The sequence below is a fragment of the Escherichia sp. MOD1-EC5990 genome, from assembly GCF_002965285.1.
Classification (GTDB): domain Bacteria; phylum Pseudomonadota; class Gammaproteobacteria; order Enterobacterales; family Enterobacteriaceae; genus Escherichia; species Escherichia coli_F.
On sequence record NZ_PTRV01000006.1, the window covers coordinates 180,220 to 204,313 of the forward strand.

Consider the following 24,094-nt stretch of genomic DNA (forward strand, 5'->3'; position numbering starts at 1 on the left):
GTCGCTATGTCTCAGCCAATTACGCGTGAAAACTTTGATGAATGGATGATACCTGTTTACGCTCCGGCACCATTTATTCCGGTACGTGGCGAAGGTTCGCGCTTGTGGGATCAGCAGGGGAAAGAGTATATCGACTTCGCGGGTGGCATTGCGGTGAACGCACTGGGCCATGCGCACCCGGAACTGCGCGAGGCGCTGAACGAACAGGCGAGTAAGTTCTGGCATACCGGTAATGGTTACACCAACGAGCCGGTACTGCGACTGGCGAAAAAATTGATCGACGCCACTTTTGCCGATCGCGTGTTCTTCTGTAACTCTGGTGCGGAAGCCAATGAAGCGGCGCTCAAACTGGCACGTAAATTCGCTCACGACCGCTTCGGCAGCCATAAGAGCGGCATCGTGGCGTTTAAAAATGCGTTCCACGGGCGCACGCTGTTTACCGTCAGCGCGGGCGGGCAGCCAGCCTATTCACAGGATTTTGCGCCACTGCCGCCGGATATTAGTCATGCTGCATATAACGATATTAACTCTGCCAGTGCGCTGATTGACGACTCCACCTGTGCGGTGATTGTCGAACCCATCCAGGGAGAAGGTGGTGTGGTGCCTGCCAGCAACGCATTTTTACAGGAGCTTCGCGAACTGTGTGACCGCCACAACGCATTGCTGATTTTTGATGAAGTACAAACGGGCGTCGGGCGTACCGGGGAACTGTATGCCTATATGCACTACGGCGTGACGCCCGATCTGTTAACTACCGCAAAAGCACTGGGCGGCGGTTTCCCCGTTGGCGCTCTGTTGGCAACCGAAGAATGCGCCAGCGTGATGACCGTGGGCACACATGGCACCACTTATGGCGGTAATCCGCTGGCCTCGGCGGTGGCAGGTAAAGTGCTGGATCTCATCAACACGCCAGAGATGCTTAATGGCGTTAAACAGCGTCACGACTGGATTGTTGAGCGTCTTAATACCATTAATCACCGCTGCGGTTTGTTCAGTGAAATTCGCGGATTAGGTCTGCTGATTGGCTGTGTGCTGAATGCGGATTACGCTGGGCAAGCGAAACAAATTTCTCAGGAAGCGGCGAAAGCAGGCGTGATGGTACTGATTGCGGGTGGCAACGTGGTGCGTTTTGCACCAGCGCTCAATGTCAGCGAAGAAGAGGTGACGACCGGGCTGGATCGCTTTGCAGCTGCTTGCGAACACTTTGTTAGCCGAGGTTCATCATGATGGTCATCCGTCCCGTTGAGCGCTCAGATGTCTCGGCGCTGATGCAGCTTGCCAGCAAAACGGGCGGCGGCCTGACGTCGCTTCCCGCCAATGAAGCCACGCTTTCGGCGCGTATCGAAAGGGCAATCAAAACCTGGCAAGGCGAACTGCCCAAAAGTGAGCAGGGCTATGTGTTTGTACTGGAAGATAGTGAGACAGGCACCGTGGCGGGAATTTGCGCTATAGAGGTAGCGGTTGGTCTGAATGATCCCTGGTATAACTATCGCGTCGGCACGCTGGTTCACGCCTCAAAAGAGCTAAATGTCTATAACGCGTTACCGACGCTGTTTCTCAGTAACGATCACACCGGCAGCAGCGAGTTGTGCACGCTATTTCTCGATCCGGAGTGGCGCAAAGAGGGCAACGGCTATTTGCTGTCGAAATCGCGCTTTATGTTTATGGCGGCTTTTCGCGACAAGTTTAATGACAAAGTGGTCGCCGAAATGCGCGGGGTGATTGACGAACACGGCTATTCACCGTTCTGGCAAAGCCTCGGCAAGCGTTTCTTTTCGATGGATTTTAGCCGCGCCGATTTTCTCTGTGGCACCGGGCAAAAGGCATTTATTGCAGAACTGATGCCGAAACATCCGATCTATACCCACTTTTTATCCCAGGAAGCGCAGGACGTCATCGGTCAGGTACATCCTCAAACCGCGCCTGCCCGCGCGGTGCTGGAGAAAGAAGGTTTTCGCTACCGTAACTATATTGACATCTTTGACGGCGGGCCGACGCTTGAGTGTGATATTGACCGAGTGCGAGCCATTCGCAAAAGTCGGCTGGTGGAAGTGGCAGAAGGGCAGCCTGCGCAGGGCGAATTCCCGGCCTGCCTGGTCGCCAATGAAAATTATCACCATTTCCGCGTGGTGCTGGTGCGTACCGATCCAGCGACCGAGCGTTTGATTTTAACCGCCGCACAACTGGATGCCCTCAAATGCCACGCAGGGGATCGCGTTCGTCTGGTGCGCCTGTGCGCAGAGGAGAAAACAGCATGACTTTATGGATCAACGGTGACTGGGTGACGGGCCAGGGTGCATTGCGTGTGAAGCGTAATCCAGTATCGGGTGAGGTGTTATGGCAAGGCAATGAGGCCGATGCCGCTCAGGTCGAGCAGGCTTGTCGGGCTGCCCGAGCGGCGTTTCCGCGCTGGGCGCGACTCTCCTTTGGCGATCGTCAGGTAAGAGTTGAACGCTTTGCCGGATTGCTGGAAAGCAATAAAGCCGAATTAACCGCGATTATTGCCAGAGAAACCGGTAAGCCGCGATGGGAAGCGGCAACCGAAGTGACGGCGATGATCAATAAAATCGCGATATCAATTAAGGCGTATCACGTTCGTACCGGCGAGCAGCGTAGCGAAATGCCGGACGGCGCGGCGAGCCTGCGACATCGCCCACACGGCGTGCTGGCGGTGTTTGGACCGTACAATTTCCCCGGACATCTGCCTAACGGGCACATCGTTCCGGCGTTACTGGCTGGCAACACGGTAATCTTTAAACCCAGCGAACTGACCCCCTGGAGCGGTGAGGCAGTCATGCGTTTATGGCAGCAGGCTGGCTTGCCGTCTGGCGTGCTGAACCTGGTGCAGGGCGGGCGCGAAACCGGTCAGGCGCTGAGTGCGCTGGAGGATCTCGACGGCTTGCTGTTTACCGGCAGCGCCAATACCGGTTACCAGCTACATCGCCAGCTCTCTGGTCAGCCGGAGAAAATTCTCGCCCTTGAGATGGGTGGTAATAACCCGCTAATAATCGATGACGTGGCGGATATCGACGCGGCTGTCCATCTGACCATTCAGTCGGCATTTGTCACAGCCGGGCAACGCTGCACCTGCGCCCGCCGTTTATTGCTGAAAAGCGGGGCGCAGGGCGATGCGTTTCTTGCTCGTCTGGTTGCCGTCAGCCAGCGATTAACGCCGGGCAACTGGGATGACGAACCGCAGCCGTTTATTGGCGGGCTGATATCAGAGCAGGCCGCACAGCAGGTGGTTACTGCCTGGCAGCAACTGGAAGCGATGGGCGGACGAACCCTGCTTGCGCCACGTTTACTGCGCGCAGGAACATCGTTGCTGACGCCGGGGATCATTGAAATGACAGGCGTTGCTGGCGTACCAGATGAAGAGGTGTTCGGACCGTTATTGCGCGTCTGGCGGTATGATACTTTCGATGAAGCGATTCGAATGGCGAATAACACTCGCTTCGGACTCTCTTGCGGTCTGGTTTCCCCCGAGCGGGAAAAATTCGATCAACTGTTGCTGGAGGCGCGGGCGGGGATTGTTAACTGGAACAAACCGCTTACCGGCGCTGCCAGTACCGCGCCATTCGGCGGCATTGGCGCTTCCGGTAACCATCGCCCCAGCGCCTGGTATGCCGCAGATTATTGTGCCTGGCCGATGGCGAGCCTGGAGTCGGACTCGTTAACATTGCCCGCCACGCTTAACCCTGGGCTGGATTTTTCCGATGAGGTGGTGCGATGAACGCCTGGGAAGTCAATTTCGACGGGCTGGTAGGGCTGACGCATCATTACGCGGGCTTGTCGTTTGGTAATGAAGCTTCTACCCGTCATCGTTTTCAGGTGTCTAACCCGCGACTGGCAGCGAAACAGGGCTTACTGAAAATGAAAGCCCTTGCCGATTTGGGATTTCCCCAGGCGGTTATCCCACCGCACGAGCGCCCGTTTATTCCGGTTTTACGTCAGTTGGGATTCAGTGGTAGCGATGAGCAGGTACTGGAAAAGGTTGCACGTCAGGCACCGCATTGGCTTTCCAGCGTCAGTTCCGCATCTCCAATGTGGGTAGCCAATGCGGCAACGGTCGCGCCATCCGCCGATACGCTGGATGGCAAAGTGCATCTCACCGTTGCCAACCTGAACAATAAATTTCACCGCTCGCTGGAAGCGTCTGTGACCGAATCGCTGTTAAAAGCGATTTTCAACGAGGAGAAAAAATTCGCTATCCATTCGGCGTTGCCACAGGTGGCCTTGCTCGGTGACGAGGGGGCGGCAAACCACAATCGTCTGGGCGGCCATTATGGTGAACCGGGTATTCAGCTTTTTGTCTACGGGCGAGAAGAGGGCAATGTTTCCCGACCTTCCCGCTATCCGGCGCGGCAGACCCGCGAAGCCAGCGAAGCGGTGGCAAGGCTGAATCAGGTGAATCCCCAACAGGTGATTTTCGCCCAGCAAAACCCGGACGTTATCGACCAGGGCGTTTTTCATAATGATGTGATTGCCGTAAGTAACCGTCAGGTGCTGTTTTGCCATCAGCAGGCGTTCGCTCGCCAGGCGCAATTACTGGCAAATCTGCGTGCGCGGGTAAACGGTTTTATGGCGATAGAAGTTCCGGCGGCACAGGTTTCCGTGTCGGATGCGGTGTCTACGTATCTGTTTAACAGCCAGTTACTGAGTCGCGATGATGGTTCCATGATGTTGGTGCTGCCTCAGGAGTGTCAGGAACACGCAGGAGTATGGCGTTATCTCAATGAACTCCTTGCCGCTGACAACCCGATTAGCGAACTAAAAGTTTTTGATTTACGTGAAAGTATGGCAAACGGCGGCGGCCCGGCGTGCCTGCGGTTGCGCGTGGTGTTGACAGAAGAAGAACGCCGGGCGGTAAATCCGGCGGTGATGATGAACGATACCTTGTTTAGTGCCCTCAATGACTGGGTGGATCGTTACTACCGCGATCATCTTACTGCTGCGGATCTTGCCGATCCGCTGCTGCTGCGCGAAGGAAGGGAAGCACTGGATACACTGACTCAATTATTGGATCTTGGTTCGGTTTATCCGTTCCAGCGCGAGGGAGGGGGAAATGGATAATTTTCTTGCTCTGACCTTAACGGGTAAAAAACCGGTTATCACCGAGCGAGAAATCAACGGCGTTCGCTGGCGCTGGCTGGGCGATGGCGTGCTGGAACTGACGCCATTAACGCCACCGCAAGGCGCACTGGTGATTTCAGCGGGAATACACGGTAATGAGACGGCACCTGTGGAAATGCTGGATGCGTTGCTTGGCGCGATATCTCACGGTGAGATCCCGTTACGTTGGCGGCTGCTGGTGATCCTCGGGAATCCTCTTGCGCTGAAGCAAGGGAAACGTTATTGCCATAGTGATATGAACCGAATGTTTGGCGGACGTTGGCAGCTATTTGCTGAAAGCGGGGAAACCTGTCGCGCGCGCGAACTGGAACAGTGCCTGGAAGATTTTTATGACCAGGGCAAAGAATCTGTGCGCTGGCACCTTGATCTCCATACCGCAATTCGTGGCTCCTTGCATCCGCAGTTCGGTGTATTACCGCAACGCGACATTCCCTGGGACGAGAAATTTCTGACGTGGCTGGGGACTGCGGGGCTGGAGGCACTGGTGTTCCATCAGGCGCCTGGTGGTACGTTTACCCATTTCAGCGCCAGACATTTTGGCGCGCTGGCCTGTACGCTGGAACTTGGCAAAGCGTTACCCTTTGGGCAAAACGATCTTCGCCAGTTTGCAGTCACTGCCAGCGCAATTGCTGCGCTGCTATCTGGTGAGAGTGTCGGTATCGTGAGAACGCCGCCACTACGTTATCGGGTGGTTTCGCAAATTACTCGCCACTCGCCGTCCTTCGAAATGCATATGGCAAGTGACACGCTGAATTTTATGCCGTTTAAGAAAGGAACGTTGCTGGCGCAGGACGGTGAGGAACGTTTTACCGTAACCCATGATGTAGAGTATGTGTTATTCCCTAATCCGTTGGTAGCGTTGGGATTACGCGCGGGATTAATGCTCGAAAAAATAAGCTAATACTTACCCGCAGAAATCATTCTGCGGGTATTAAGTTACTTTCTTATAAATTAATACAGATTAATCCTGGTTATTTGCTTTATTTATCACCAGTCATCCGGTATAGTTCTTCATAATCTCTGCAAAATCATCATGTTGTAATATTCTCTCATTGCTCTCCATCAAATTTTCTTTTTTTCTCCATAATTGGCGCAAAAGTGTTTTTTACACTTTCATTGTTTTACCGTTGCTCTGATTAATTGACGCTAAAATCAGTAAAGTTAATCTCGTCAACACGGCACGCTACTTAAGAAAGCCGTAATAAATAACTGAAAGGAAGGATATAGAATATGCGTAAATTAACTGCACTGTTTGTTGCCTCTACCCTGGCTCTTGGCGCGGCTAACCTGGCCCATGCCGCAGACACCACTACCGCAGCACCGGCTGACGCGAAGCCGATGATGCACCACAAAGGCAAGTTCGGTCCGCATCAGGACATGATGTTCAAAGACCTGAACCTGACCGACGCGCAGAAACAGCAGATTCGCGAAATCATGAAAGGCCAGCGTGACCAGATGAAACGTCCGCCGCTGGAAGAACGTCGCGCAATGCATGACATCATTGCCAGCTATACCTTCGATAAAGCAAAAGCTGAAGCGCAGATCGCAAAAATGGAAGAACAGCGCAAAGCTAATATGCTGGCGCACATGGAAACCCAGAACAAAATTTACAACATCCTGACGCCGGAACAGAAAAAGCAATTTAATGCTAATTTTGAGAAGCGTCTGACAGAACGTCCAGCGGCAAAAGGTAAAATGCCTGCAACTGCTGAATAATCTTTCAGCCAAAAAACTTAAGACCGCCGGTCTTGTCCACTACCTTGCAGTAATGCGGTGGACAGGATCGGCGGTTTTCTTTTTTTGTTCTCAAACAGATGCAAAAAAAGCCTGATCGCCACTAACGTAAATCACCCGAGTTGCCGATAACCATCCACGGTTACCTGAACGATAACAATGAAAAGAACGGGCCGGGAGCGAGTATGGAATACTTTGATATGCGTAAAATGTCGGTGAATTTGTGGCGAAACGCTGCCGGTGAAACCCGTGAAATCTGCACTTTCCCACCGGCAAAACGTGATTTTTACTGGCGCGCCAGCATTGCATCCATCGCGGCGAATGGGGAGTTTTCTTTGTTTCCTGGTATGGAAAGGATAGTGACGTTGCTGGAAGGCGGCGAGATGTTCCTTGAAAGCGCAGACCGCTTTAACCATACCCTAAAACCGTTACAGCCTTTTGCCTTTGCGGCGGACCAGGTGGTTAAAGCGAAACTGACGGCAGGGCAGATGTCGCTGGATTTCAACATCATGACACGCCTGGATGTCTGTAAGGCGAAAGTCAGAATTGCCGAACGTACGTTTACTACCTTTGGCTCACGCGGCGGGGTAGTGTTTGTCATTAACGGGGCGTGGCAATTGGGCGATAAACTGCTCACTACCGACCAGGGCGCGTGCTGGTTCGATGGCAGGCACACCCTGCGGCTTTTACAACCGCAAGGTAAACTGTTGTTCAGTGAAATCAACTGGCTCGCTGGTCATTCGCCGGATCAAGTTCAGTAATTTCATAGTTACCGGAAAGCAGCGGCTTACAAAGAATTTTATAACCGTCGTGATCAAACCCGGCGGGTGTCCGAATTAACATTGTCGCTTCTTCCAGCGAATTAACCGCCCCCAGCCACAGCCAGTTTTGAATAATATGATATTGAGTCATTTCCGGGTGCTGTTCTTTCAGTGCCACCGCACCTTGCCAAGGCCAACACACCACCCGCAAACGCTCCAGAGCCTGGCGCAAGCGTAGCGCATGATCGTCAGGGCTCTCTTTACCGCAACACGCCCCGGCGCAACGTTTTAATGCAGAACGAAAACATGCACGCCCGCGGCTTAACGGTTCCAGTCCCAACAGGCCATAACAAAGTTTTTGTTCATCAGCGATGGTCTGCAATGCTTGCAAAGCTGCGCGCCTATTGGCAAACAGGCCAAACAGGTTGGGGGCTCGTGAAAAATCCACCTCTTTGGCATACACCACATCGACGCGCTTTTCATTTAATTGCAGGGCGCAGAGCTGGCGATTGCGGCGCAATCGTTTATTAAATAGCGGCTGCTGCTCTTTGATTAATCGCGCTTCAAGGAGCAGTGCGCCGATTTCACCGGCGGTACATATCCAGCTGATGCGTCGGGATTGTCGCAGCATGGCGGCTTCATCCGGGGTACGTAAATGAGAAAGGACGCGGCTGCGGATGTTAATGCTTTTGCCGATATAGAGCGGCATGGTGTCACTTTCGCCATGAAACAGATACACCCCTGGTCGGGTGGGTAAGTCATTAAGGAATGAACGTAAATGTTCGGGATATTCATAAATTGCCGCAGCTTCAAATTCGAGCCGCGGAGAAGTTAAACGCCGTACCACTGTTGACTCCGAGTGCTGGTTATCTATCCAGTGTAACAGGCGGGTAGCGATTAAAAAAGAGGCGGGTTGATGACAAAGGTTACACCGTCTGACGTGCTACGCCTGTCAGGCCTATTCGACTCATGCAATATATTGAATTTGCATAGTTTTGTGGGGCGAATAAGGCGTTCACGCCGCATCCGGCGTGAACAAAGTACTCTTTTTCGCACAAACCAATATGTGCAAATTATTACTTTTTCCAGAAATCATCGAAAACGGTAATTGGCGGACGGCGTTTATGTTCGGTTTTCAGATACCAGTTCTCTATTGTTCTGGCGACCTGTTCAGGTACGTTTTTCCCTTCCAGATAGTCGTCGATATTGTCATAGGTCACGCCGAGTGCCACTTCATCTGGCAGAGAAGGGCGATCATCTTCCAGATCGGCCGTTGGGGCTTTCTTATAAAGATGTTCCGGACAACCTAATGCCGCCAGTAACTGTTTACCCTGACGTTTGTTGAGGCGATACAGCGGATTAATGTCCGTACCGCCGTCACCATATTTAGTGAAGAATCCGGTAATGGCTTCTGCTGCATGATCGGTGCCCACCACGACACCGCTGGTCATACCCGCAATGCTATATTGTGCTTTCATCCGCTCACGCGCTTTTTCATTGCCACGGACAAAATCACTTAATTCAATACCCGCTTCGCGCAGCGCCTGTTCGCTGGCCAATACCGCGCCCTTGATATTAACGGTTAATACGCGATCCGGTTGAATAAAGGCAATGGCATCCTGACAATCTTGTTCGTCGGCCTGAACACCATAGGGCAGGCGTACGGCAATAAATTGCAGCGATTCGTTGCCGGTTTCCTGGCGCAGCTCATTAATCGCCATCTGGCACAGCTTACCGGCAAGCGTGGAGTCCTGACCGCCGCTGATCCCGAGCACCAGTGATTTAATGAACGGATAAGTTTGCAGGTAGCTTTTCAGAAAATCGACACTACGACGAATTTCCTCTTCAGCATTAATCTGCGGTTTTGCGCCCAGCGCCTTTATTATTTGTTGTTGCAATGTCATTGAACCCCTCCAGACAGAAAAGACAAAACTTCCTTAAAGCTAACCCGTTGCTATTGAAACGACAAGCGACAGCGGTCTGAATGGTGGTTAAAACGTCATACAGGAATCCTCTGAAAGCGGAGCCGTTTCGTTCACGGGCTTGAAAAAGCGCCCAATGTATTCCAGGCTTATCTAACACGCTGATAAAAAAGAGGACGGAATATGAACAAGAATATGGCAGGAATTCTGAGTGCAGCGGCGGTATTAACCATGCTGGCGGGTTGTACGGCTTATGATCGTACCAAAGACCAGTTTGTACAGCCTGTGGTGAAAGACGTCAAAAAAGGCATGAGCCGGGCGCAGGTTGCACAAATTGCGGGTAAACCTTCGTCTGAAGTGAGTATGATTCATGCTCGTGGTACTTGCCAGACCTACATCCTGGGTCAACGTGATGGTAAAACAGAAACCTACTTTGTCGCGTTAGATGATACCGGACATGTCATCAACTCCGGTTATCAGACCTGTGCTGAATACGACACTGATCCACAGGCTGCGAAGTAATCACTTCGTCTGAAAGCTTGAGTAACAACGGAAACCGGCCATTGCGCCGGTTTTTTTTGGCCTGTGTTCTTAATTATCTTCGCGAATTATTTGCCCGAAATGTGAAGAGGGTCATAACCACAGGTCAAGGAGAGACAATTTATAAGGTCAAAGAAATACTATTGCTCAGGTCTATACCGTATACTCCTTTCAGCCACAAAAAAAGTCATGTTGGTTTCGCAAGTTACCCAGAGCATGGAAGCAGGTTAAGGCTTGCGGAGTGTCTGGCTGACAGATAATCGTCGATGAGGGCAGTTTTATGGAAAAGAAACACATTTATCTGTTTTGTTCTGCGGGCATGTCTACCTCTTTACTGGTATCAAAAATGCGCGCACAGGCAGAAAAATATGAAGTTCCGGTCATTATTGAAGCATTTCCGGAAACACTGGCCGGTGAAAAAGGTCAGAATGCCGATGTCGTGTTATTAGGGCCGCAGATTGCTTATATGTTGCCCGAAATCCAGCGTTTGTTACCCAACAAACCGGTTGAAGTAATTGACTCGCTGCTTTATGGCAAAGTCGATGGTTTAGGCGTGCTTAAGGCTGCGGTTGCAGCGATTAAAAAAGCCGCAGCAAATTAATTTATTTTAAATTTTCCCGTCAAAGAGTTATTTCATAAATCAATACCGCAATATTTAAATTGCGGTTTTTAAGGGTATTTTTCTATGAGTAATGTTATTGCATCGCTTGAAAAGGTACTCCTCCCTTTTGCAGTTAAAATAGGAAAGCAGCCACACGTTAATGCAATCAAAAATGGCTTTATTCGCTTAATGCCGTTAACCCTTGCGGGGGCCATGTTTGTATTAATTAACAACGTTTTTCTAAGCTTTGGTGAGGGGTCTTTTTTTTATTCCTTAGGTATTCGCCTGGATGCCTCAACCATTGAAACACTTAATGGTCTGAAAGGTATTGGCGGCAACGTATATAACGGAACATTAGGGATAATGTCTTTAATGGCACCGTTCTTTATTGGCATGGCGCTGGCAGAAGAGCGTAAAGTCGATGCGCTGGCGGCTGGGTTGTTATCCGTTGCAGCATTTATGACCGTCACCCCATATAGTGTCGGTGAGGCCTATGCGGTTGGCGCAAACTGGTTAGGTGGGGCGAATATCATCTCCGGGATTATTATTGGCCTGGTGGTGGCAGAAATGTTTACCTTTATTGTCCGCCGCAATTGGGTCATTAAATTGCCCGACAGCGTACCTGCTTCAGTATCGCGTTCCTTCTCGGCATTAATTCCCGGCTTTATTATTCTTTCCGTGATGGGGATTATTGCCTGGGCGCTGAATACCTGGGGCACTAACTTCCATCAGATCATTATGGATACCATCTCAACCCCACTGGCATCGTTGGGTAGCGTGGTGGGCTGGGCCTATGTGATCTTTGTTCCACTGCTCTGGTTCTTCGGTATTCATGGTGCGCTGGCGCTGACCGCACTGGACAACGGCATTATGACGCCGTGGGCGCTGGAAAATATCGCGACCTATCAGCAATATGGTTCCGTCGAAGCGGCGCTGGCAGCCGGTAAGACCTTCCATATCTGGGCCAAGCCGATGCTGGACTCCTTTATTTTCCTTGGGGGCAGTGGTGCGACTTTAGGCCTGATCCTGGCTATCTTTATCGCCTCTCGCCGTGCTGATTATCGTCAGGTGGCAAAACTGGCGCTGCCGTCCGGCATCTTCCAGATTAACGAACCGATTCTGTTTGGTTTGCCAATTATCATGAACCCGGTGATGTTTATCCCGTTTGTACTGGTGCAACCGATTCTGGCGGCAATCACTCTGGCAGCGTACTACATGGGCATTATTCCTCCGGTGACCAATATTGCACCGTGGACCATGCCAACCGGTCTGGGGGCCTTCTTTAACACCAACGGTAGCGTCGCCGCATTGCTGGTCGCACTCTTCAACCTTGGTATCGCAACGTTAATTTATCTGCCCTTTGTTGTGGTCGCTAACAAAGCACAAAACACGATTGATAAAGAAGAGAGCGAAGAAGATATCGCTAATGCCCTGAAATTTTAATCGATGCCGGTAGGAGTAATCGTGCCGGCAAGAAAAGAGAGGAACGATGTATGATGGATCTCGATAACATTCCCGATACGCAAACAGAAGCTGAAGAGCTGGAAGAAGTGGTGATGGGACTTATCATCAACTCCGGACAAGCGCGCAGCCTGGCGTATGCCGCACTGAAACAGGCGAAGCAGGGCGATTTTGCCGCAGCAAAAGCCATGATGGATCAGTCACGGATGGCATTGAATGAAGCGCATCTGGTACAGACGAAACTGATTGAAGGCGATGCGGGCGAAGGTAAGATGAAAGTGAGTCTGGTGCTGGTCCACGCTCAGGATCATTTAATGACGTCCATGCTTGCGCGTGAACTGATTACTGAATTAATTGAGCTTCATGAAAAACTGAAGGCATAAGGAGTTGATGATGCAGCCAGTGATTAACGCGCCGGAAATTGCCACTGCCCGAGAACAGCAGTTGTTTAATGGCAAAAACTTCCATGTGTTTATCTACAACAAAACTGAGAGTATCAGCGGACTGCATCAGCACGACTATTATGAATTTACTCTGGTATTAACCGGGCGTTACTTCCAGGAGATTAATGGTAAGCGCGTGTTACTGGAACGGGGCGATTTTGTTTTTATTCCGTTAGGTTCGCACCATCAAAGTTTTTATGAGTTTGGTGCCACGCGCATATTGAACGTTGGGATCAGTAAACGCTTTTTTGAGCAGCATTACCTGCCGTTGTTGCCTTATTGCTTTGTCGCTTCGCAGGTATACCGGACCAATAACGCTTTTCTCACCTATGTGGAAACCGTGATTTCTTCATTGAATTTCCGCGAAACAGGGCTGGAAGAGTTTGTTGAGATGGTGACTTTTTATGTCATTAACCGTTTGCGTCATTACCGCGAAGAACAGGTGATTGATGATGTACCGCAGTGGCTGAAAAGTACGGTAGAAAAGATGCATGATAAAGAGCAGTTTAGTGAATCGGCGCTGGAGAATATGGTGACGTTGTCAGCCAAATCACAGGAATATTTGACGCGAGCGACTCAACGATATTATGGCAAAACACCAATGCAGATTATTAATGAGATCCGTATTAATTTTGCCAAAAAACAACTGGAAATGACCAACTATTCCGTGACGGATATTGCGTTTGAGGCCGGTTATAGTAGCCCGAGCTTGTTTATTAAAACGTTTAAGAAATTAACGTCCTTTACGCCTAAGAGCTATCGTAAGAAATTGACTGAATTTAATCAGTAAGTCGTTATACCTGACAATTAACATATCTGTCCTGTTGCTGGATTATTTATGTCCGGGGGCAGATATGCCAGATATCAGTATTCTGTACTGAAGGGAGAAATTATGAGCCAGAAATTAAAAGTCGTCACTATTGGTGGCGGGAGCAGCTATACCCCGGAATTACTGGAAGGATTTATTAAGCGTTATCACGAATTGCCGGTCAGCGAATTATGGCTGGTGGATGTCGAAGATGGTAAAGAGAAACTGGATATTATTTTTGATCTCTGCCAACGGATGATTGATAACGCTGGCGTCCCGATGAAGCTTTATAAAACGCTGGATCGCCGCGAAGCATTGAAAGATGCTGATTTCGTTACTACCCAACTGCGCGTAGGCCAATTACCGGCGCGCGAACTGGATGAACGTATTCCATTAAGTCATGGTTATCTTGGTCAGGAAACTAACGGCGCGGGCGGTTTGTTTAAAGGTCTGCGTACCATTCCGGTGATTTTTGACATCGTAAAAGATGTCGAAGAACTTTGTCCGAATGCATGGGTGATTAACTTCACTAACCCGGCGGGAATGGTCACTGAAGCCGTTTATCGTCATACCGGATTTAAACGCTTTATCGGCGTGTGTAATATTCCGATCGGCATGAAGATGTTTATTCGCGATGTTCTGATGCTGAAAGACAGCGATGATTTATCTATCGATTTGTTCGGCCTCAACCATATGGTGTTCATTAAGGATGTGCTGGTAAATGGCAAATCACGCTTTGCCGAATTGCTTGATGGTGTGGCATCCGGGCAGTTAAAAGCATCTGGCGTTAAAAATATTTTCGATCTGCCATTTAGCGAAGGCTTAATTCGTTCTCTGAATCTGTTGCCGTGTTCTTATTTGCTTTATTACTTCAAGCAAAAAGAGATGCTGGCTATTGAAATGGGCGAATACTACAAAGGCGGCGCACGTGCGCAGGTAGTACAGAAAGTCGAGAAACAACTTTTTGAGCTATATAAAAACCCGGAGTTGAATGTTAAGCCGAAAGAGCTGGAACAGCGCGGTGGGGCTTATTACTCTGATGCAGCGTGCGAAGTGATCAACGCTATCTACAACGACAAGCAAGCAGAACATTACGTTAATATCCCGCATCATGGGCATATTGATAATATTCCGGCAGACTGGGCGGTAGAAATGACCTGTACGCTGGGGCGCGATGGCGCGACGCCACATCCGCGCATTACGCATTTCGATGATAAAGTGATGGGGCTGATTCACACCATCAAAGGCTTCGAGATTGCTGCCAGCAACGCCGCACTTAGCGGGGAATTTAACGATGTGTTACTGGCGCTAAACCTTAGTCCGTTGGTGCATTCCGATCGCGATGCTGAGCTGCTGGCACGCGAGATGATTCTGGCGCACGAGAAATGGCTGCCAAATTTTGCCGACTGCATCGCAGAGCTTAAAAAAGCACATTAACCGAGGCTGATTATGGAACGCTTACTGATTGTTAATGCCGATGATTTTGGCTTAAGCAAAGGTCAGAACTACGGCATTATCGAGGCCTGTCGCAATGGGATTGTCACGTCGACGACGGCGCTGGTGAATGGGCAGGCTATTGACCATGCGGTGCAGTTGAGTCGTGATGAACCGAGTCTGGCCATAGGGATGCACTTTGTCCTTACTATGGGCAAGGCACTGACAGCTATGCCGGGGTTAACCCGCGATGGTGTGCTGGGAAAATGGATCTGGCAGTTGGCAGAAGAAGATGCTTTACCGCTGGAAGAAATTACTCAGGAGCTCGCCAGTCAGTATTTGCGTTTCATTGAGCTATTTGGACGCAAACCTACGCATCTTGATAGCCATCATCATGTGCATATGTTCCCGCAGATTTTCCCGATTGTTGCCAGGTTTGCGGCTGAAGAGGGGATAGCGTTGCGCATCGACCGTCAGCCGCTATCTAACGTTGGTGATTTACCGGCTAATCTGCGCAGTTCGCAGGGATTCAGTAGCGCGTTTTATGGTGAAGAGATTAGCGAGACACTGTTCCTGCAAGTGCTTGATGACTCCAGTCATCGCGGCGAGCGCTCTCTGGAAGTGATGTGCCACCCGGCGTTTATCGATAATACGATTCGCCAGAGTGCTTATTGCTTCCCTCGGTTAACGGAACTGGATGTGCTGACTTCAGCGTCGTTGAAATATGCGATTGCTGAGCGTGGTTATCGGTTGGGTAGTTATCTTGATGTGTAAGTAAGGTGGTAAGGTCACTCCCCAGGGGGCGTGACCTTATCCATATTTACGCCGGGATTTTGTCAATCTTAGGAATGCGTGACCACACGCGGTGTGCTGCCATCAGCGTTAACAGTTCATCCATAAAACTACCATCGGCGCTGTCAGCTTCCACAATCCCTTCTTCACCCTGGTCAGCGACCTTGATTGTTGCTTTAAACTTGCGCGCGTCTCCCGCCAGCGCAATCGGTTTAAGGTGTTTGTAGGCTTCCATCAGGTAGTAGTTGGCATCGCCGTTGTCAGCGATATCCGCGATATTGCCGCAAGGGACAATAACCGCATCGACCGTCAGCGAAGGCGCTCCGGCAAATGTAGCGGCTATCGGCAGCACCGTACCGTCATCCGCAGTCAATTCACCCATTCGGGAGTAGAGCAGTTTGGCATGAACGCCTTTGGCCTTCAGCGCCTTGAGAATGGCCAGAAGGTCTGCCGATCTCACTTCATCATTAAGCAAAATCGCTACCACGCGACCTTTTACATCACCGTCAGGAATGGCGTACAGACTTAAGGATGGATCCTTTTTCAGACCGTTGACGTCCGGAGGCGGGGTGATATTCAGCTGGTCGTCAGTCAGTTCGATACCGAGATTTTTCGCCACCGCCTGGGCCAGAGTGAGATCAATATGCGCCAGCTGGTCAACAACGCGCTCACGAATATACGGACGAACTACTTTGCTTAACTCAAAACTGAAACCATCGACAATATGGCGCTGCTCGAATGGCGTCTGACTTAGCCAGAACAGACGCGGATGGGAATAATATTCGCCAAACGATGGACTGCGCTCGCGAACTTTATTGCCTTCCACGCGTTCCTGGTATGATTCAAAACCGCCACGTTTCGGCCCCGGCGGTGTTTCACGCGGCCAGTTATCGTTGATCGAGTTCGGTTCGTAATTCGCCGGGTTAGTGTCGATCCCCATACGATGCATGCCGTCACGCTGGAAATTATGGTAAGGGCAGGTCGGGCGGTTAATCGGAATCTCATGGAAATTTGGTCCGCCAAGACGACTGATTTGTGTATCGGTATAAGAGAACAAACGCCCCTGCAACAGCGGATCGTTGGTGAAATCCAGACCGGGGACAATATGCCCAGGATGGAAAGCCGCCTGTTCGTTTTCGGCAAAGAAGTTATCCGGGTTGCGATTGAGCACCATTTTGCCAACACGCTGAACGGGTACCAGTTCTTCCGGGATGAGTTTGGTTGGATCGAGAAGATCGAAGTCAAACTTGAATTCATCTTCTTCAGGAATCAACTGGAAGCCCAGTTCGTATTCCGGAAAATCGCCTGCTTCGATGGCTTCCCACAACTCGCGGCGGTGGAAGTCCGGGTCACGTCCGGTTAGTTTTTGTGCTTCATCCCAAACGAGTGAGGCTTTACCTGCCAGTGGTTTCCAGTGGAAACGTACGAACGTTGCCTTCCCTTCGGCATTAATCAGGCGGAAGGTGTGAATACCGAAGCCTTCCATGGTGCGGTAACTGCGCGGGATCCCGCGATCCGACATCGCCCACATCACGTTGTGCAGAGTTTCAGGTTGCAGAGAAACATAATCCCAGAAAGTATCGTGAGCACTTTGCCCTTGCGGAATTGCCCAATGCGGTTCTGGTTTTACCGCATGGACAAAATCAGGGAATTTATGCGCATCCTGAATAAAGAAGATCGGTGTGTTGTTACCAACAAGGTCAAAAATACCCTCTTCAGTGTAGAACTTGGTCGCGAAGCCACGGATATCTCGCACCGTATCCGCCGAGCCAGCACCACCCTGAACGGTAGAGAAACGTACAAATACTGGGGTGATTTTGTTCGGATCTGAGAGGAAATCCGCTTTGGTGATATCGCTTAAGCTTTTATATGGCTGGAAATAACCGTGAGCGGCTGATCCGCGTGCATGAACAATACGTTCCGGGATGCGCTCATGGTCAAAGTGGGTGATTTTCTCGCGCAGAATAAAATCTTCCAGCAGCGTTGGACCACGGCTACCGGCACGCAGTGAGTTTTGATCATCGGCGATGCGTACGCCCTGATTAGTGGTCAGCGCAAAATTTTCACTACCTTTGCGTACGTCTTCCAGAGAATTAAGTTTTTCGTTACGCGTATCAGGGGCTTTCAGGCTCCCTGGGGCGGTAGGTTGTGCACCTGGCGGTGTTGGTTCAGCCGCTGGACGATGAGATCCGTCCTCAGGTGCCAGTGAGTCCATCCCCGGTTTCGCTTCGCTGGAATCGTGTAGTGGTGACTGGTGCTGATGTGGGTTCTTTTCGTTATGTTGCGACATTGAACTCGTCTCCTTAATGTATTACTGAAAGGGCCGCTGTTTTGGTCAAAAAACTCTCTAACTATAGACCACCAGCCAGATCCCGCTTCGGAGACTATTCTGGAAACGGTGTTATGAAATACACGCAAAGCGGGACGTACAGGGGCTAAATCGGCTAAACTACAGTTTTTCTGATTTTTAATATGCGTTTAGTGAAGCCAGTAATGAAGAAACCGCTCCGTCAGCAAAACCGCCAGATTATTAGCTATGTCCCACGTACGGAACCCGCGCCGCCAGAACATGCGATAAAGATGGATTCGTTTCGTGATGTCTGGATGCTGCGTGGCAAATATGTTGCGTTTGTACTGATGGGAGAGTCATTTCTGCGCTCACCGGCGTTTACTGTGCCTGAATCCGCCCAGCGTTGGGCAAATCAGATCCGCCAGGAAGGGGAAGTGACTGAGTAAGGATTACGTACCTCCCGGTTTGGCCGGGAGTTACATGGCCTGAAATTCTGTATTTCGATGCTACATTCATTCAAATCACCTGTAACAAAAAACTGCATTTAACGATCTACTGCTATAAAATAAATGCTCTTTTTTCTTTAACTGGTTATTAGTTCTAAAATGTCAAAATTATCCTGGTCAGGATGAGCTATTTTTGATAGTTCATTCTGTGACGTTACTCTTAAACTTAGATTGTCAATTACTCAAATCAAAATGCGTAATGATTAGGGTTTATAAACTGAGGTGATAGATGATTTATACAAGTCTAATACAGAGTAATTATTACAATGTGAATATTCAAAATCAGGCATTCGAACTCTATAAGGGAAAGCTTCAATCGACCCTGACAGAACTCGCTTTCTTTATATCAACGGGGCAATGTGGCAGCGATGAAATCGTTGAATCACACTTTAATTATATGATTGCCTCTATGTCTAATATTAAGTATGACGTATCCATACCCAGAGCACCAGTGCTTAGTTTTGACACGTCTCTGCCAGATAATATTAAATATAAAGTTATAATTGACAATCCCAATGGTAGTGAACTTCGTATAAGAAGTGTTAATGAGAGTTTTGCCGGAATGGATTTCGCTTTTGTCTTTCGCCCAGATAAGATGACTAATTTGATTAATATAAAAAATAAGTTGGTGATTTATTATTTGACAACCATTTACTATGATCAAGATTATATACATCCTGCAGGGAGTATTTTTTCTGCAATTCAAAATAATGAACGTTTGTTAAACTTCCCTTCGGTAATATCAATGCTTAATGTCAATCTTCTTTTTAATCCACTGAATCTTCCGGGAATGGGAAGTGGTGTGCTTGAAGAGATTATGAGTATTTCAGATAGTTCACTTAGAAAACGTCTTGGGTATGAGGTTTTAAGCTTCTCGCTACAAGCACATTCATTGAGTCAGGAATGTATTGATAAGTTAGCCATTTTTTTCGCTGACGATCTGTTTAAATATGAGTCAGTATGCATCGCCGCGATGGAATATTTAAAAAGTAAGGCAACGGCCCCTATACAAAACGGACCGTTGCCAGCATAAGAATTAACGGTGTGCCAGTTCGGCGTCGTCTTCGCTATCCAGAATGGCTTTATCGGTTTGCTTCAGCCACTGGCTGGTCAGCGTGCCAGCGGTCATCGAGCCACTAACGTTTAGCGCCGTACGGCCCATGTCGATAAGCGGTTCAACGGAGATTAACAATGCCACCAGCGTTACAGGCAGGCCCATCGCAGGCAGCACAATCAGTGCGGCGAAAGTTGCGCCACCACCGACACCGGCGACGCCTGCTGAACTGACGGTAACAATACCGACCAGAGTTGCAATCCACATCGGGTCCAGTGGGTTAATGCCGACCGTCGGAGCAACCATCACTGCCAGCATTGCCGGATACAAACCGGCACAGCCGTTCTGACCAATGGTCGCACCGAAAGAGGCGGCGAAACTGGCGATAGATTCAGGTACACCCAGACGACGCGTTTGTGCTTCCACATTAAGCGGGATAGACGCGGCGCTGGAACGGCTGGTAAAGGCAAACGTCAGTACTGGCCATACCTTACGGAAGTACTTCAGCGGGCTCACGCCATTAATGCCCAGCAGAAGGCCATGCACTGCAAACATAATCAGAAGACCGAGGTAGGACGCGACAACGAAACTTCCCAGTTTGATGATGTCTTGCAGGTTAGAACCTGCAACCACTTTGGTCATCAGCGCCAGAACGCCGTAAGGGGTCAGCTGCATGACCAGGCGAACCAGTTTCATCACCCAGCTTTGCAGGGTATCGATAGCGGTTAAGACGCGTTCACCTTTCGGCGCATCATCCTTCAGCAGCTTCAGCGCAGCTACGCCGAGGAATGCGGCAAAAATTACCACGCTGATAATGGACGTCGGATTGGCTCCGGTCAGATCGGCAAACGGGTTTTTCGGGATAAAGGACAAGACCAGCTGCGGAACGCTCAGGTCAGAGACTTTACCAACATAGTTACTTTCGATGGCGTTCAAACGTGCAGTTTCTGCACCACCCTGAACCAGACCTTCAGCCGTCAAACCAAACAGGTTGGTGACCAGCACACCGACCAGCGCCGCAATCAGCGTGGTAAACAAAAGCGTTCCGATGGTCAGAAAACTGATTTTGCCTAACTGTGATGCGTTATGCAGACGGGCAACCGCGCTCAGAATAGAGGCGAAGACTAACGGCATAACGATCATTTGCAGCAGTTGAACATAGCCGTTACCAACGATGTTAAACCACTGTACAGAATCTTTAAGTACCTGGCTGTCAGAACCATAAATGGTATGCAGGGCGAGGCCAAAAACCACACCCATCACCAGACCCACCAGCACTTTTTTCGCCAGACTCCACTGTTTATGGCGGGTCTGAGCCAGCGCAAACAGCAGTACAACGAACACCACGATGTTCGCAATTAATGGAAAGTTCATCCCCGTTCTCCTGATCTTATTATTTCTATCACTGCGTAGCAGTCATAGTGTTGGCGCAAGATTAACAGAACTGTGAGCTGGCTCTTATATTCAAATGGAATTGCTTATTCCAGAAAGGCGATTTTTGCCTTTTTAGTATTCAACCTGATGCTTAATAAGCCGATGAAACTGGATCTGCAAGGTATTGATCATTTGCGATGACCAACGAACAGCGCTGTTTTCGGGTAATGAATGGGGCATCCATACCGACCAGACAAATAATGCCATGCAGATAAAACGTTCCAGTTGGTTGCCCTTTTGGGGAACCAGGATAGGCAAGCGGAAACGCCAGCGGCATGGCCAGAGCAGGGGAACACCGGCGGGTGTCAGCATATCGGCAAGTATGTGGCTCAAATAACCCAGTACCATTCCCTGCAACGCATCAGCCGGAATGAACCAGCTTTCAGGAACCTTAAGGTAAAAGGTTGCCAGCAGCGCAAATACCGCCAGCAGACTGTGGGTAAAACCACGATGCCCAAAAGCGCGGGCGATCGGTTTTGATATCCACTTTAATCGCTGCCCAAGAAACGACTTTGGGTGATCGATGTCCGGTAACAAACACGTCAGGATTGCGGAAGGGACAATATGCCACCAGTCACCCTGTGCCAGCACGGGCGTCAGCTCGGCATTTTTGGCAAATACCGCACAAGCAATAGAAAAGAGAAGGTGACCTTCCGCCGTCATGATAAAACTCACTAAACTGTCGATACGTACAGTATAGGATTTTTATACAGTGCACGGAAGTAGTGACGGTGTAACTCTTTCTCTTAAATTGACGATTAATCCGCCAGTTGAATGCAAATTCAGATAAAGAACCAGGGGCAGCGTGATAACTGCCCTTGGTTATTAACCGAGAAGGTCTTTTGCGGTGAGTTCTGTCAGCGATGAGAGTTTGACGTTTGCTAATACAAAACGTGGATCATTTTGCGCTTCTGGCGCAGGAACGACGATGGAACGCATGCGGGCTGCTTTAGAGGCGATCATGCCATTTACCGAATCTTCCAGCGCTACGCAGGTCAGCGGGTCAACACCCAGTTTTGCTGCGCAGTCGAGATATACTTGCGGATGCGGCTTGCTGTAAGGCAATTTTTCAGCCGAGGCGAGGGTATCGAAACTGTCGCGTAAGTCAAACATGGTCAACACTTTTTCCAGCATATGTAGTGGTGACGCGGAGGCCAGTCCCACCAATAAACCTTGTTCTTTGCATAACGCAACGGCTTCACGCACGCCTGGCAATAATGGGCGTGTCTCTTCAACCAGTGAAATGGCACGAGCAATAACCCGTTCAACCACCTCCTGACGGCTCGGCCCATTCCACGGTTGCCGGGCGTACCATAGATCGACCACCATATCGATGCGTAAACCTAAGGTGTCCGGTAGCTCGTTACGACGGGAGATATCCACCCCCAGGCTTGCCATCACATCCAGTTCAGCCCGATCCCATAAAGGTTCTGAGTCGATAAGTAATCCATCCATATCAAAAATTGCAGCAAGAATCTGACGCGGGGTTGACATTACAACCTCTCCTTTAGAGCATTATGTGTAAGGTATTAAGCCGTGCTTATGATTAAGCGCCTATCATATCGCCTTTAAAGAATGGGCGAAAACAGATATCTACAGGTAAACTAAGTGAAACGACGCGTCTTAATCAAGGAGAACTCATGACGTATCAACAAGCTGGACGCATTGCTGTTTTGAAAAGGATTTTAGGTTGGGTGATTTTTATACCTGCATTGATCTCTACATTGATTTCTTTGCTGAAATTTATGAATACCCGGCAGGAAAACCAGGAAGGCATTAATGCGGTCATGCTCGACTTTACTCATGTCATGATCGATATGATGCAGGCGAATACGCCTTTTTTGAATCTGTTCTGGTATAACTCCCCGACGCCCAATTTTAATGGTGGCGTGAACGTTATGTTCTGGGTGATTTTCATCCTGATTTTTGTCGGACTGGCGTTGCAGGATTCCGGTGCCCGGATGAGTCGCCAGGCGCGCTTCTTGCGGGAAGGTGTTGAAGATCAACTCATTCTGGAAAAAGCCAAAGGGGAAGAGGGGCTAACGCGTGAACAAATTGAGTCACGTATTGTTGTCCCGCACCATACTATTTTCCTGCAGTTTTTCTCGCTGTATATCCTGCCGGTTATTTGTATTGCTGCAGGTTATGTGTTCTTTTCTCTGCTGGGGTTTATTTAATCAAAAGGCCGCACGGAGCGGCCATTATCCTCACCCCATATTATGCTGCTAATAATCTATCCAGTGACTGCTGAGCAATAACCAAATGCTGACCGCCAAATAACCTTGCACGATTTAACAGCGTGTAGAGTTGGTAAACCGGTTGACGTTCAAGGAAATCGGCAGGTAGCGGGGATACTGACTGATAGCCGTCATAGATTTGTGGCGGCTGTTCAGTATGCAGCGGTAACATCGCCAGGTCGCACTCTCGGTCACCCCAGTAGCAGGCCGGGTCGAAAATGTACGGGCCATCCGGACCCAGCGCACAGTTGCCGGACCATAAATCGCCGTGCAACAGAGAAGGCTGCGGTTGATGCGAGGCCAGACGCTGCTGAATATGCTCGACGATGGCATCGATATTGCCGAAAGCGATCCCTTTTTCTGCCGCCAGTTCCAGCTGCCAGCCAATCCGTTGTTCAGCAAAAAAAGTTGACCAGCGACGTTGCCAGGTGTTGGGCTGGGGAGTTGTGGAGAGCGCGTTATCGAAATCGAGGCCAAATTGCGGTTGGTCGCTCCATTGATGTAAACGCGCAATTTGCTGACCAAGAATAAATGCGCTATGCGCATCCAGCGGGCGAGGTGGGAGATAATCCATCACCAGAAAACTGTAGTCACGGTCAGCGCCAACTGCCCAAACCTTAGGCACGGTGACGGTTTTACTACGCGACAGTAACTCCAGTTGGTCGGCTTCGGCGGTAAAACCGGGAAGCAGTTCCCTTTCATCACATTTGACGAAAAAGTCACGTCCTGCATAGCGCAAATGCCATGCGGCATGGACTTCTCCGCCAGGCAGTTCATTACGCAGTTCGATTTCGCCTTCACCTAACTGCTCGCTCAAAAGACGACTGATTGCCTGCCACATGATGTCTCTCCCATGTTGTCTGCCAGATCATAAGGTTAGCGCAAGAATGCGGTGTAAAAACACGAGCTAACGCACACCACAGACTGATTATTGCCCAAAAACC

General features: G+C 49.8%; 24 protein-coding genes. 17 read left to right on the top strand and 7 right to left on the bottom strand.

Annotated elements, in window-relative coordinates; all coding sequences use genetic code 11:
- Nucleotides 1-6: 6 nt before the first annotated feature.
- From astC to ves, 7 genes are all read left to right on the top strand, one after another.
- Nucleotides 7-1,227, top strand: a complete 1,221-nt coding sequence (gene astC, locus BEB42_RS09650) for a succinylornithine/acetylornithine transaminase (protein WP_105267335.1) — start codon at nucleotides 7-9, stop codon at nucleotides 1,225-1,227.
- Nucleotides 1,224-2,258 (top strand): arginine N-succinyltransferase, encoded by a 1,035-nt coding sequence (astA, locus tag BEB42_RS09655; protein ID WP_000989430.1) that lies wholly within the window; start codon nucleotides 1,224-1,226, stop codon nucleotides 2,256-2,258. The genes astC and astA overlap by 4 nt, the downstream gene beginning before the upstream one ends.
- Nucleotides 2,255-3,733: a succinylglutamate-semialdehyde dehydrogenase gene (gene astD, locus BEB42_RS09660; protein ID WP_105267336.1), complete on the top strand. Its 1,479-nt coding sequence runs from the start codon at nucleotides 2,255-2,257 to the stop codon at nucleotides 3,731-3,733. Before astA ends, astD begins: the two co-directional genes overlap by 4 nt.
- Nucleotides 3,730-5,073 (top strand): N-succinylarginine dihydrolase, encoded by a 1,344-nt coding sequence (gene astB / locus BEB42_RS09665; RefSeq protein WP_105267337.1) that lies wholly within the window; start codon nucleotides 3,730-3,732, stop codon nucleotides 5,071-5,073. The genes astD and astB overlap by 4 nt, the downstream gene beginning before the upstream one ends.
- Complete coding sequence (astE, locus tag BEB42_RS09670) at nucleotides 5,066-6,034, top strand: succinylglutamate desuccinylase (RefSeq protein ID WP_105267338.1); 969 nt, start codon at nucleotides 5,066-5,068, stop codon at nucleotides 6,032-6,034. Before astB ends, astE begins: the two co-directional genes overlap by 8 nt.
- A gap of 329 nt (nucleotides 6,035-6,363) precedes the next feature.
- Nucleotides 6,364-6,849, top strand: a complete 486-nt coding sequence (gene spy, locus BEB42_RS09675) for an ATP-independent periplasmic protein-refolding chaperone Spy (protein WP_105267339.1) — start codon at nucleotides 6,364-6,366, stop codon at nucleotides 6,847-6,849.
- A gap of 203 nt (nucleotides 6,850-7,052) precedes the next feature.
- On the top strand, nucleotides 7,053-7,628 hold the full coding sequence (gene ves, locus BEB42_RS09680; protein WP_001353168.1) for an environmental stress-induced protein Ves: 576 nt from the start codon (nucleotides 7,053-7,055) through the stop codon (nucleotides 7,626-7,628).
- Here the strand turns inward: ves and cho are convergent.
- Nucleotides 7,588-8,475, bottom strand: coding sequence for an excinuclease Cho (cho, locus tag BEB42_RS09685; protein ID WP_000252370.1), 888 nt, complete (start codon nucleotides 8,473-8,475; stop codon nucleotides 7,588-7,590). The two genes, ves and cho, sit on opposite strands and share 41 nt — an antisense overlap.
- A gap of 229 nt (nucleotides 8,476-8,704) precedes the next feature.
- Complete coding sequence (nadE, locus tag BEB42_RS09690; protein ID WP_000175037.1) at nucleotides 8,705-9,532, bottom strand: ammonia-dependent NAD(+) synthetase; 828 nt, start codon at nucleotides 9,530-9,532, stop codon at nucleotides 8,705-8,707.
- Nucleotides 9,533-9,733: 201 nt separating this feature from the next.
- On the opposite strand from nadE, the gene osmE reads away from it, so the two are divergent.
- The 7 genes from osmE to chbG all read left to right on the top strand — a co-directional run bounded on the left by osmE (nucleotide 9,734) and on the right by chbG (nucleotide 15,611).
- The gene (gene osmE / locus BEB42_RS09695) at nucleotides 9,734-10,072 is read left to right on the top strand and encodes an osmotically-inducible lipoprotein OsmE (protein WP_105267340.1); all 339 of its coding nucleotides are present in this window, start codon (nucleotides 9,734-9,736) and stop codon (nucleotides 10,070-10,072) included.
- 298 nt (nucleotides 10,073-10,370) lie between these two features.
- Complete coding sequence (chbB, locus tag BEB42_RS09705; protein ID WP_000412169.1) at nucleotides 10,371-10,691, top strand: PTS N,N'-diacetylchitobiose transporter subunit IIB; 321 nt, start codon at nucleotides 10,371-10,373, stop codon at nucleotides 10,689-10,691.
- Between the two features lie 84 nt (nucleotides 10,692-10,775).
- Entirely contained in the window at nucleotides 10,776-12,134 is a 1,359-nt protein-coding gene (gene chbC / locus BEB42_RS09710) for a PTS N,N'-diacetylchitobiose transporter subunit IIC (protein ID WP_039020756.1), read from the top strand.
- A 50-nt stretch (nucleotides 12,135-12,184) separates the two neighbouring features.
- Complete coding sequence (gene chbA / locus BEB42_RS09715) at nucleotides 12,185-12,535, top strand: PTS N,N'-diacetylchitobiose transporter subunit IIA (protein WP_000968919.1); 351 nt, start codon at nucleotides 12,185-12,187, stop codon at nucleotides 12,533-12,535.
- A gap of 7 nt (nucleotides 12,536-12,542) precedes the next feature.
- Nucleotides 12,543-13,385 carry a transcriptional regulator ChbR gene (gene chbR / locus BEB42_RS09720; protein ID WP_000983653.1) on the top strand — a complete coding sequence of 281 codons (843 nt, stop codon included), beginning with the start codon at nucleotides 12,543-12,545 and terminating at the stop codon, nucleotides 13,383-13,385.
- A 102-nt stretch (nucleotides 13,386-13,487) separates the two neighbouring features.
- Nucleotides 13,488-14,840, top strand: coding sequence for a 6-phospho-beta-glucosidase (gene celF, locus BEB42_RS09725; RefSeq protein ID WP_105267341.1), 1,353 nt, complete (start codon nucleotides 13,488-13,490; stop codon nucleotides 14,838-14,840).
- Between the two features lie 12 nt (nucleotides 14,841-14,852).
- Nucleotides 14,853-15,611, top strand: a complete 759-nt coding sequence (gene chbG, locus BEB42_RS09730) for a chitin disaccharide deacetylase (RefSeq protein ID WP_032184358.1) — start codon at nucleotides 14,853-14,855, stop codon at nucleotides 15,609-15,611.
- 46 nt (nucleotides 15,612-15,657) lie between these two features.
- Here the strand turns inward: chbG and katE are convergent, their stop codons facing one another.
- Nucleotides 15,658-17,919: a catalase HPII gene (gene katE, locus BEB42_RS09735; protein WP_105267342.1), complete on the bottom strand. Its 2,262-nt coding sequence runs from the start codon at nucleotides 17,917-17,919 to the stop codon at nucleotides 15,658-15,660.
- A 182-nt stretch (nucleotides 17,920-18,101) separates the two neighbouring features.
- Between katE and cedA the strand changes: the two genes are divergently transcribed.
- Entirely contained in the window at nucleotides 18,102-18,365 is a 264-nt protein-coding gene (gene cedA / locus BEB42_RS09740) for a cell division activator CedA (RefSeq protein ID WP_001241561.1), read from the top strand.
- Between the two features lie 289 nt (nucleotides 18,366-18,654).
- Entirely contained in the window at nucleotides 18,655-19,458 is an 804-nt protein-coding gene (locus BEB42_RS09745) for a hypothetical protein (protein ID WP_032184355.1), read from the top strand.
- Between the two features lie 3 nt (nucleotides 19,459-19,461).
- Here the strand turns inward: BEB42_RS09745 and tcyP are convergent, their stop codons facing one another.
- The 3 genes from tcyP to hxpB form a co-directional block, all read right to left on the bottom strand.
- Entirely contained in the window at nucleotides 19,462-20,853 is a 1,392-nt protein-coding gene (gene tcyP, locus BEB42_RS09750) for a cystine/sulfocysteine:cation symporter (protein ID WP_001010714.1), read from the bottom strand.
- 132 nt (nucleotides 20,854-20,985) lie between these two features.
- On the bottom strand, nucleotides 20,986-21,576 hold the full coding sequence (locus BEB42_RS09755) for a metal-dependent hydrolase (protein ID WP_001295408.1): 591 nt from the start codon (nucleotides 21,574-21,576) through the stop codon (nucleotides 20,986-20,988).
- Nucleotides 21,577-21,738: 162 nt separating this feature from the next.
- On the bottom strand, nucleotides 21,739-22,407 hold the full coding sequence (gene hxpB / locus BEB42_RS09760) for a hexitol phosphatase HxpB (RefSeq protein WP_105267343.1): 669 nt from the start codon (nucleotides 22,405-22,407) through the stop codon (nucleotides 21,739-21,741).
- Between the two features lie 146 nt (nucleotides 22,408-22,553).
- Here hxpB and BEB42_RS09765 point away from each other — a divergent pair, with 146 nt between their 5' ends.
- The gene (locus tag BEB42_RS09765) at nucleotides 22,554-23,090 is read left to right on the top strand and encodes a YniB family protein (protein ID WP_000222172.1); all 537 of its coding nucleotides are present in this window, start codon (nucleotides 22,554-22,556) and stop codon (nucleotides 23,088-23,090) included.
- 40 nt (nucleotides 23,091-23,130) lie between these two features.
- On the opposite strand, the gene BEB42_RS09770 is transcribed toward BEB42_RS09765, so the two are convergent.
- Nucleotides 23,131-23,991, bottom strand: coding sequence for a fructosamine kinase family protein (locus BEB42_RS09770; protein WP_000267670.1), 861 nt, complete (start codon nucleotides 23,989-23,991; stop codon nucleotides 23,131-23,133).
- Between the last annotated feature and the right edge of the window lie 103 nt (nucleotides 23,992-24,094).

Excerpts from the sequence above, each read along its gene's own strand:
- astA (WP_000989430.1), top strand. The coding sequence starts at position 1,224 with ATGATGGTCATCCGTCCCGTTGAGCGCTCAGATGTCTCGGCGCTGATG.
- spy (WP_105267339.1), top strand. The coding sequence starts at position 6,364 with ATGCGTAAATTAACTGCACTGTTTGTTGCCTCTACCCTGGCTCTTGGC.
- ves (WP_001353168.1), top strand. The coding sequence starts at position 7,053 with ATGGAATACTTTGATATGCGTAAAATGTCGGTGAATTTGTGGCGAAAC.
- BEB42_RS09765 (WP_000222172.1), top strand. The coding sequence starts at position 22,554 with ATGACGTATCAACAAGCTGGACGCATTGCTGTTTTGAAAAGGATTTTA.
- BEB42_RS09745 (WP_032184355.1), top strand. The coding sequence starts at position 18,655 with ATGATTTATACAAGTCTAATACAGAGTAATTATTACAATGTGAATATT.
- astB (WP_105267337.1), top strand. The coding sequence starts at position 3,730 with ATGAACGCCTGGGAAGTCAATTTCGACGGGCTGGTAGGGCTGACGCAT.
- astC (WP_105267335.1), top strand. The coding sequence starts at position 7 with ATGTCTCAGCCAATTACGCGTGAAAACTTTGATGAATGGATGATACCT.
- cedA (WP_001241561.1), top strand. The coding sequence starts at position 18,102 with ATGCGTTTAGTGAAGCCAGTAATGAAGAAACCGCTCCGTCAGCAAAAC.
- osmE (WP_105267340.1), top strand. The coding sequence starts at position 9,734 with ATGAACAAGAATATGGCAGGAATTCTGAGTGCAGCGGCGGTATTAACC.
- celF (WP_105267341.1), top strand. The coding sequence starts at position 13,488 with ATGAGCCAGAAATTAAAAGTCGTCACTATTGGTGGCGGGAGCAGCTAT.
- BEB42_RS09755 (WP_001295408.1), bottom strand. The coding sequence starts at position 21,576 with ATGACGGCGGAAGGTCACCTTCTCTTTTCTATTGCTTGTGCGGTATTT.
- katE (WP_105267342.1), bottom strand. The coding sequence starts at position 17,919 with ATGTCGCAACATAACGAAAAGAACCCACATCAGCACCAGTCACCACTA.
- chbA (WP_000968919.1), top strand. The coding sequence starts at position 12,185 with ATGATGGATCTCGATAACATTCCCGATACGCAAACAGAAGCTGAAGAG.
- astE (WP_105267338.1), top strand. The coding sequence starts at position 5,066 with ATGGATAATTTTCTTGCTCTGACCTTAACGGGTAAAAAACCGGTTATC.
- chbR (WP_000983653.1), top strand. The coding sequence starts at position 12,543 with ATGATGCAGCCAGTGATTAACGCGCCGGAAATTGCCACTGCCCGAGAA.
- nadE (WP_000175037.1), bottom strand. The coding sequence starts at position 9,532 with ATGACATTGCAACAACAAATAATAAAGGCGCTGGGCGCAAAACCGCAG.
- BEB42_RS09770 (WP_000267670.1), bottom strand. The coding sequence starts at position 23,991 with ATGTGGCAGGCAATCAGTCGTCTTTTGAGCGAGCAGTTAGGTGAAGGC.
- chbB (WP_000412169.1), top strand. The coding sequence starts at position 10,371 with ATGGAAAAGAAACACATTTATCTGTTTTGTTCTGCGGGCATGTCTACC.
- tcyP (WP_001010714.1), bottom strand. The coding sequence starts at position 20,853 with ATGAACTTTCCATTAATTGCGAACATCGTGGTGTTCGTTGTACTGCTG.
- chbG (WP_032184358.1), top strand. The coding sequence starts at position 14,853 with ATGGAACGCTTACTGATTGTTAATGCCGATGATTTTGGCTTAAGCAAA.
- astD (WP_105267336.1), top strand. The coding sequence starts at position 2,255 with ATGACTTTATGGATCAACGGTGACTGGGTGACGGGCCAGGGTGCATTG.
- chbC (WP_039020756.1), top strand. The coding sequence starts at position 10,776 with ATGAGTAATGTTATTGCATCGCTTGAAAAGGTACTCCTCCCTTTTGCA.
- hxpB (WP_105267343.1), bottom strand. The coding sequence starts at position 22,407 with ATGTCAACCCCGCGTCAGATTCTTGCTGCAATTTTTGATATGGATGGA.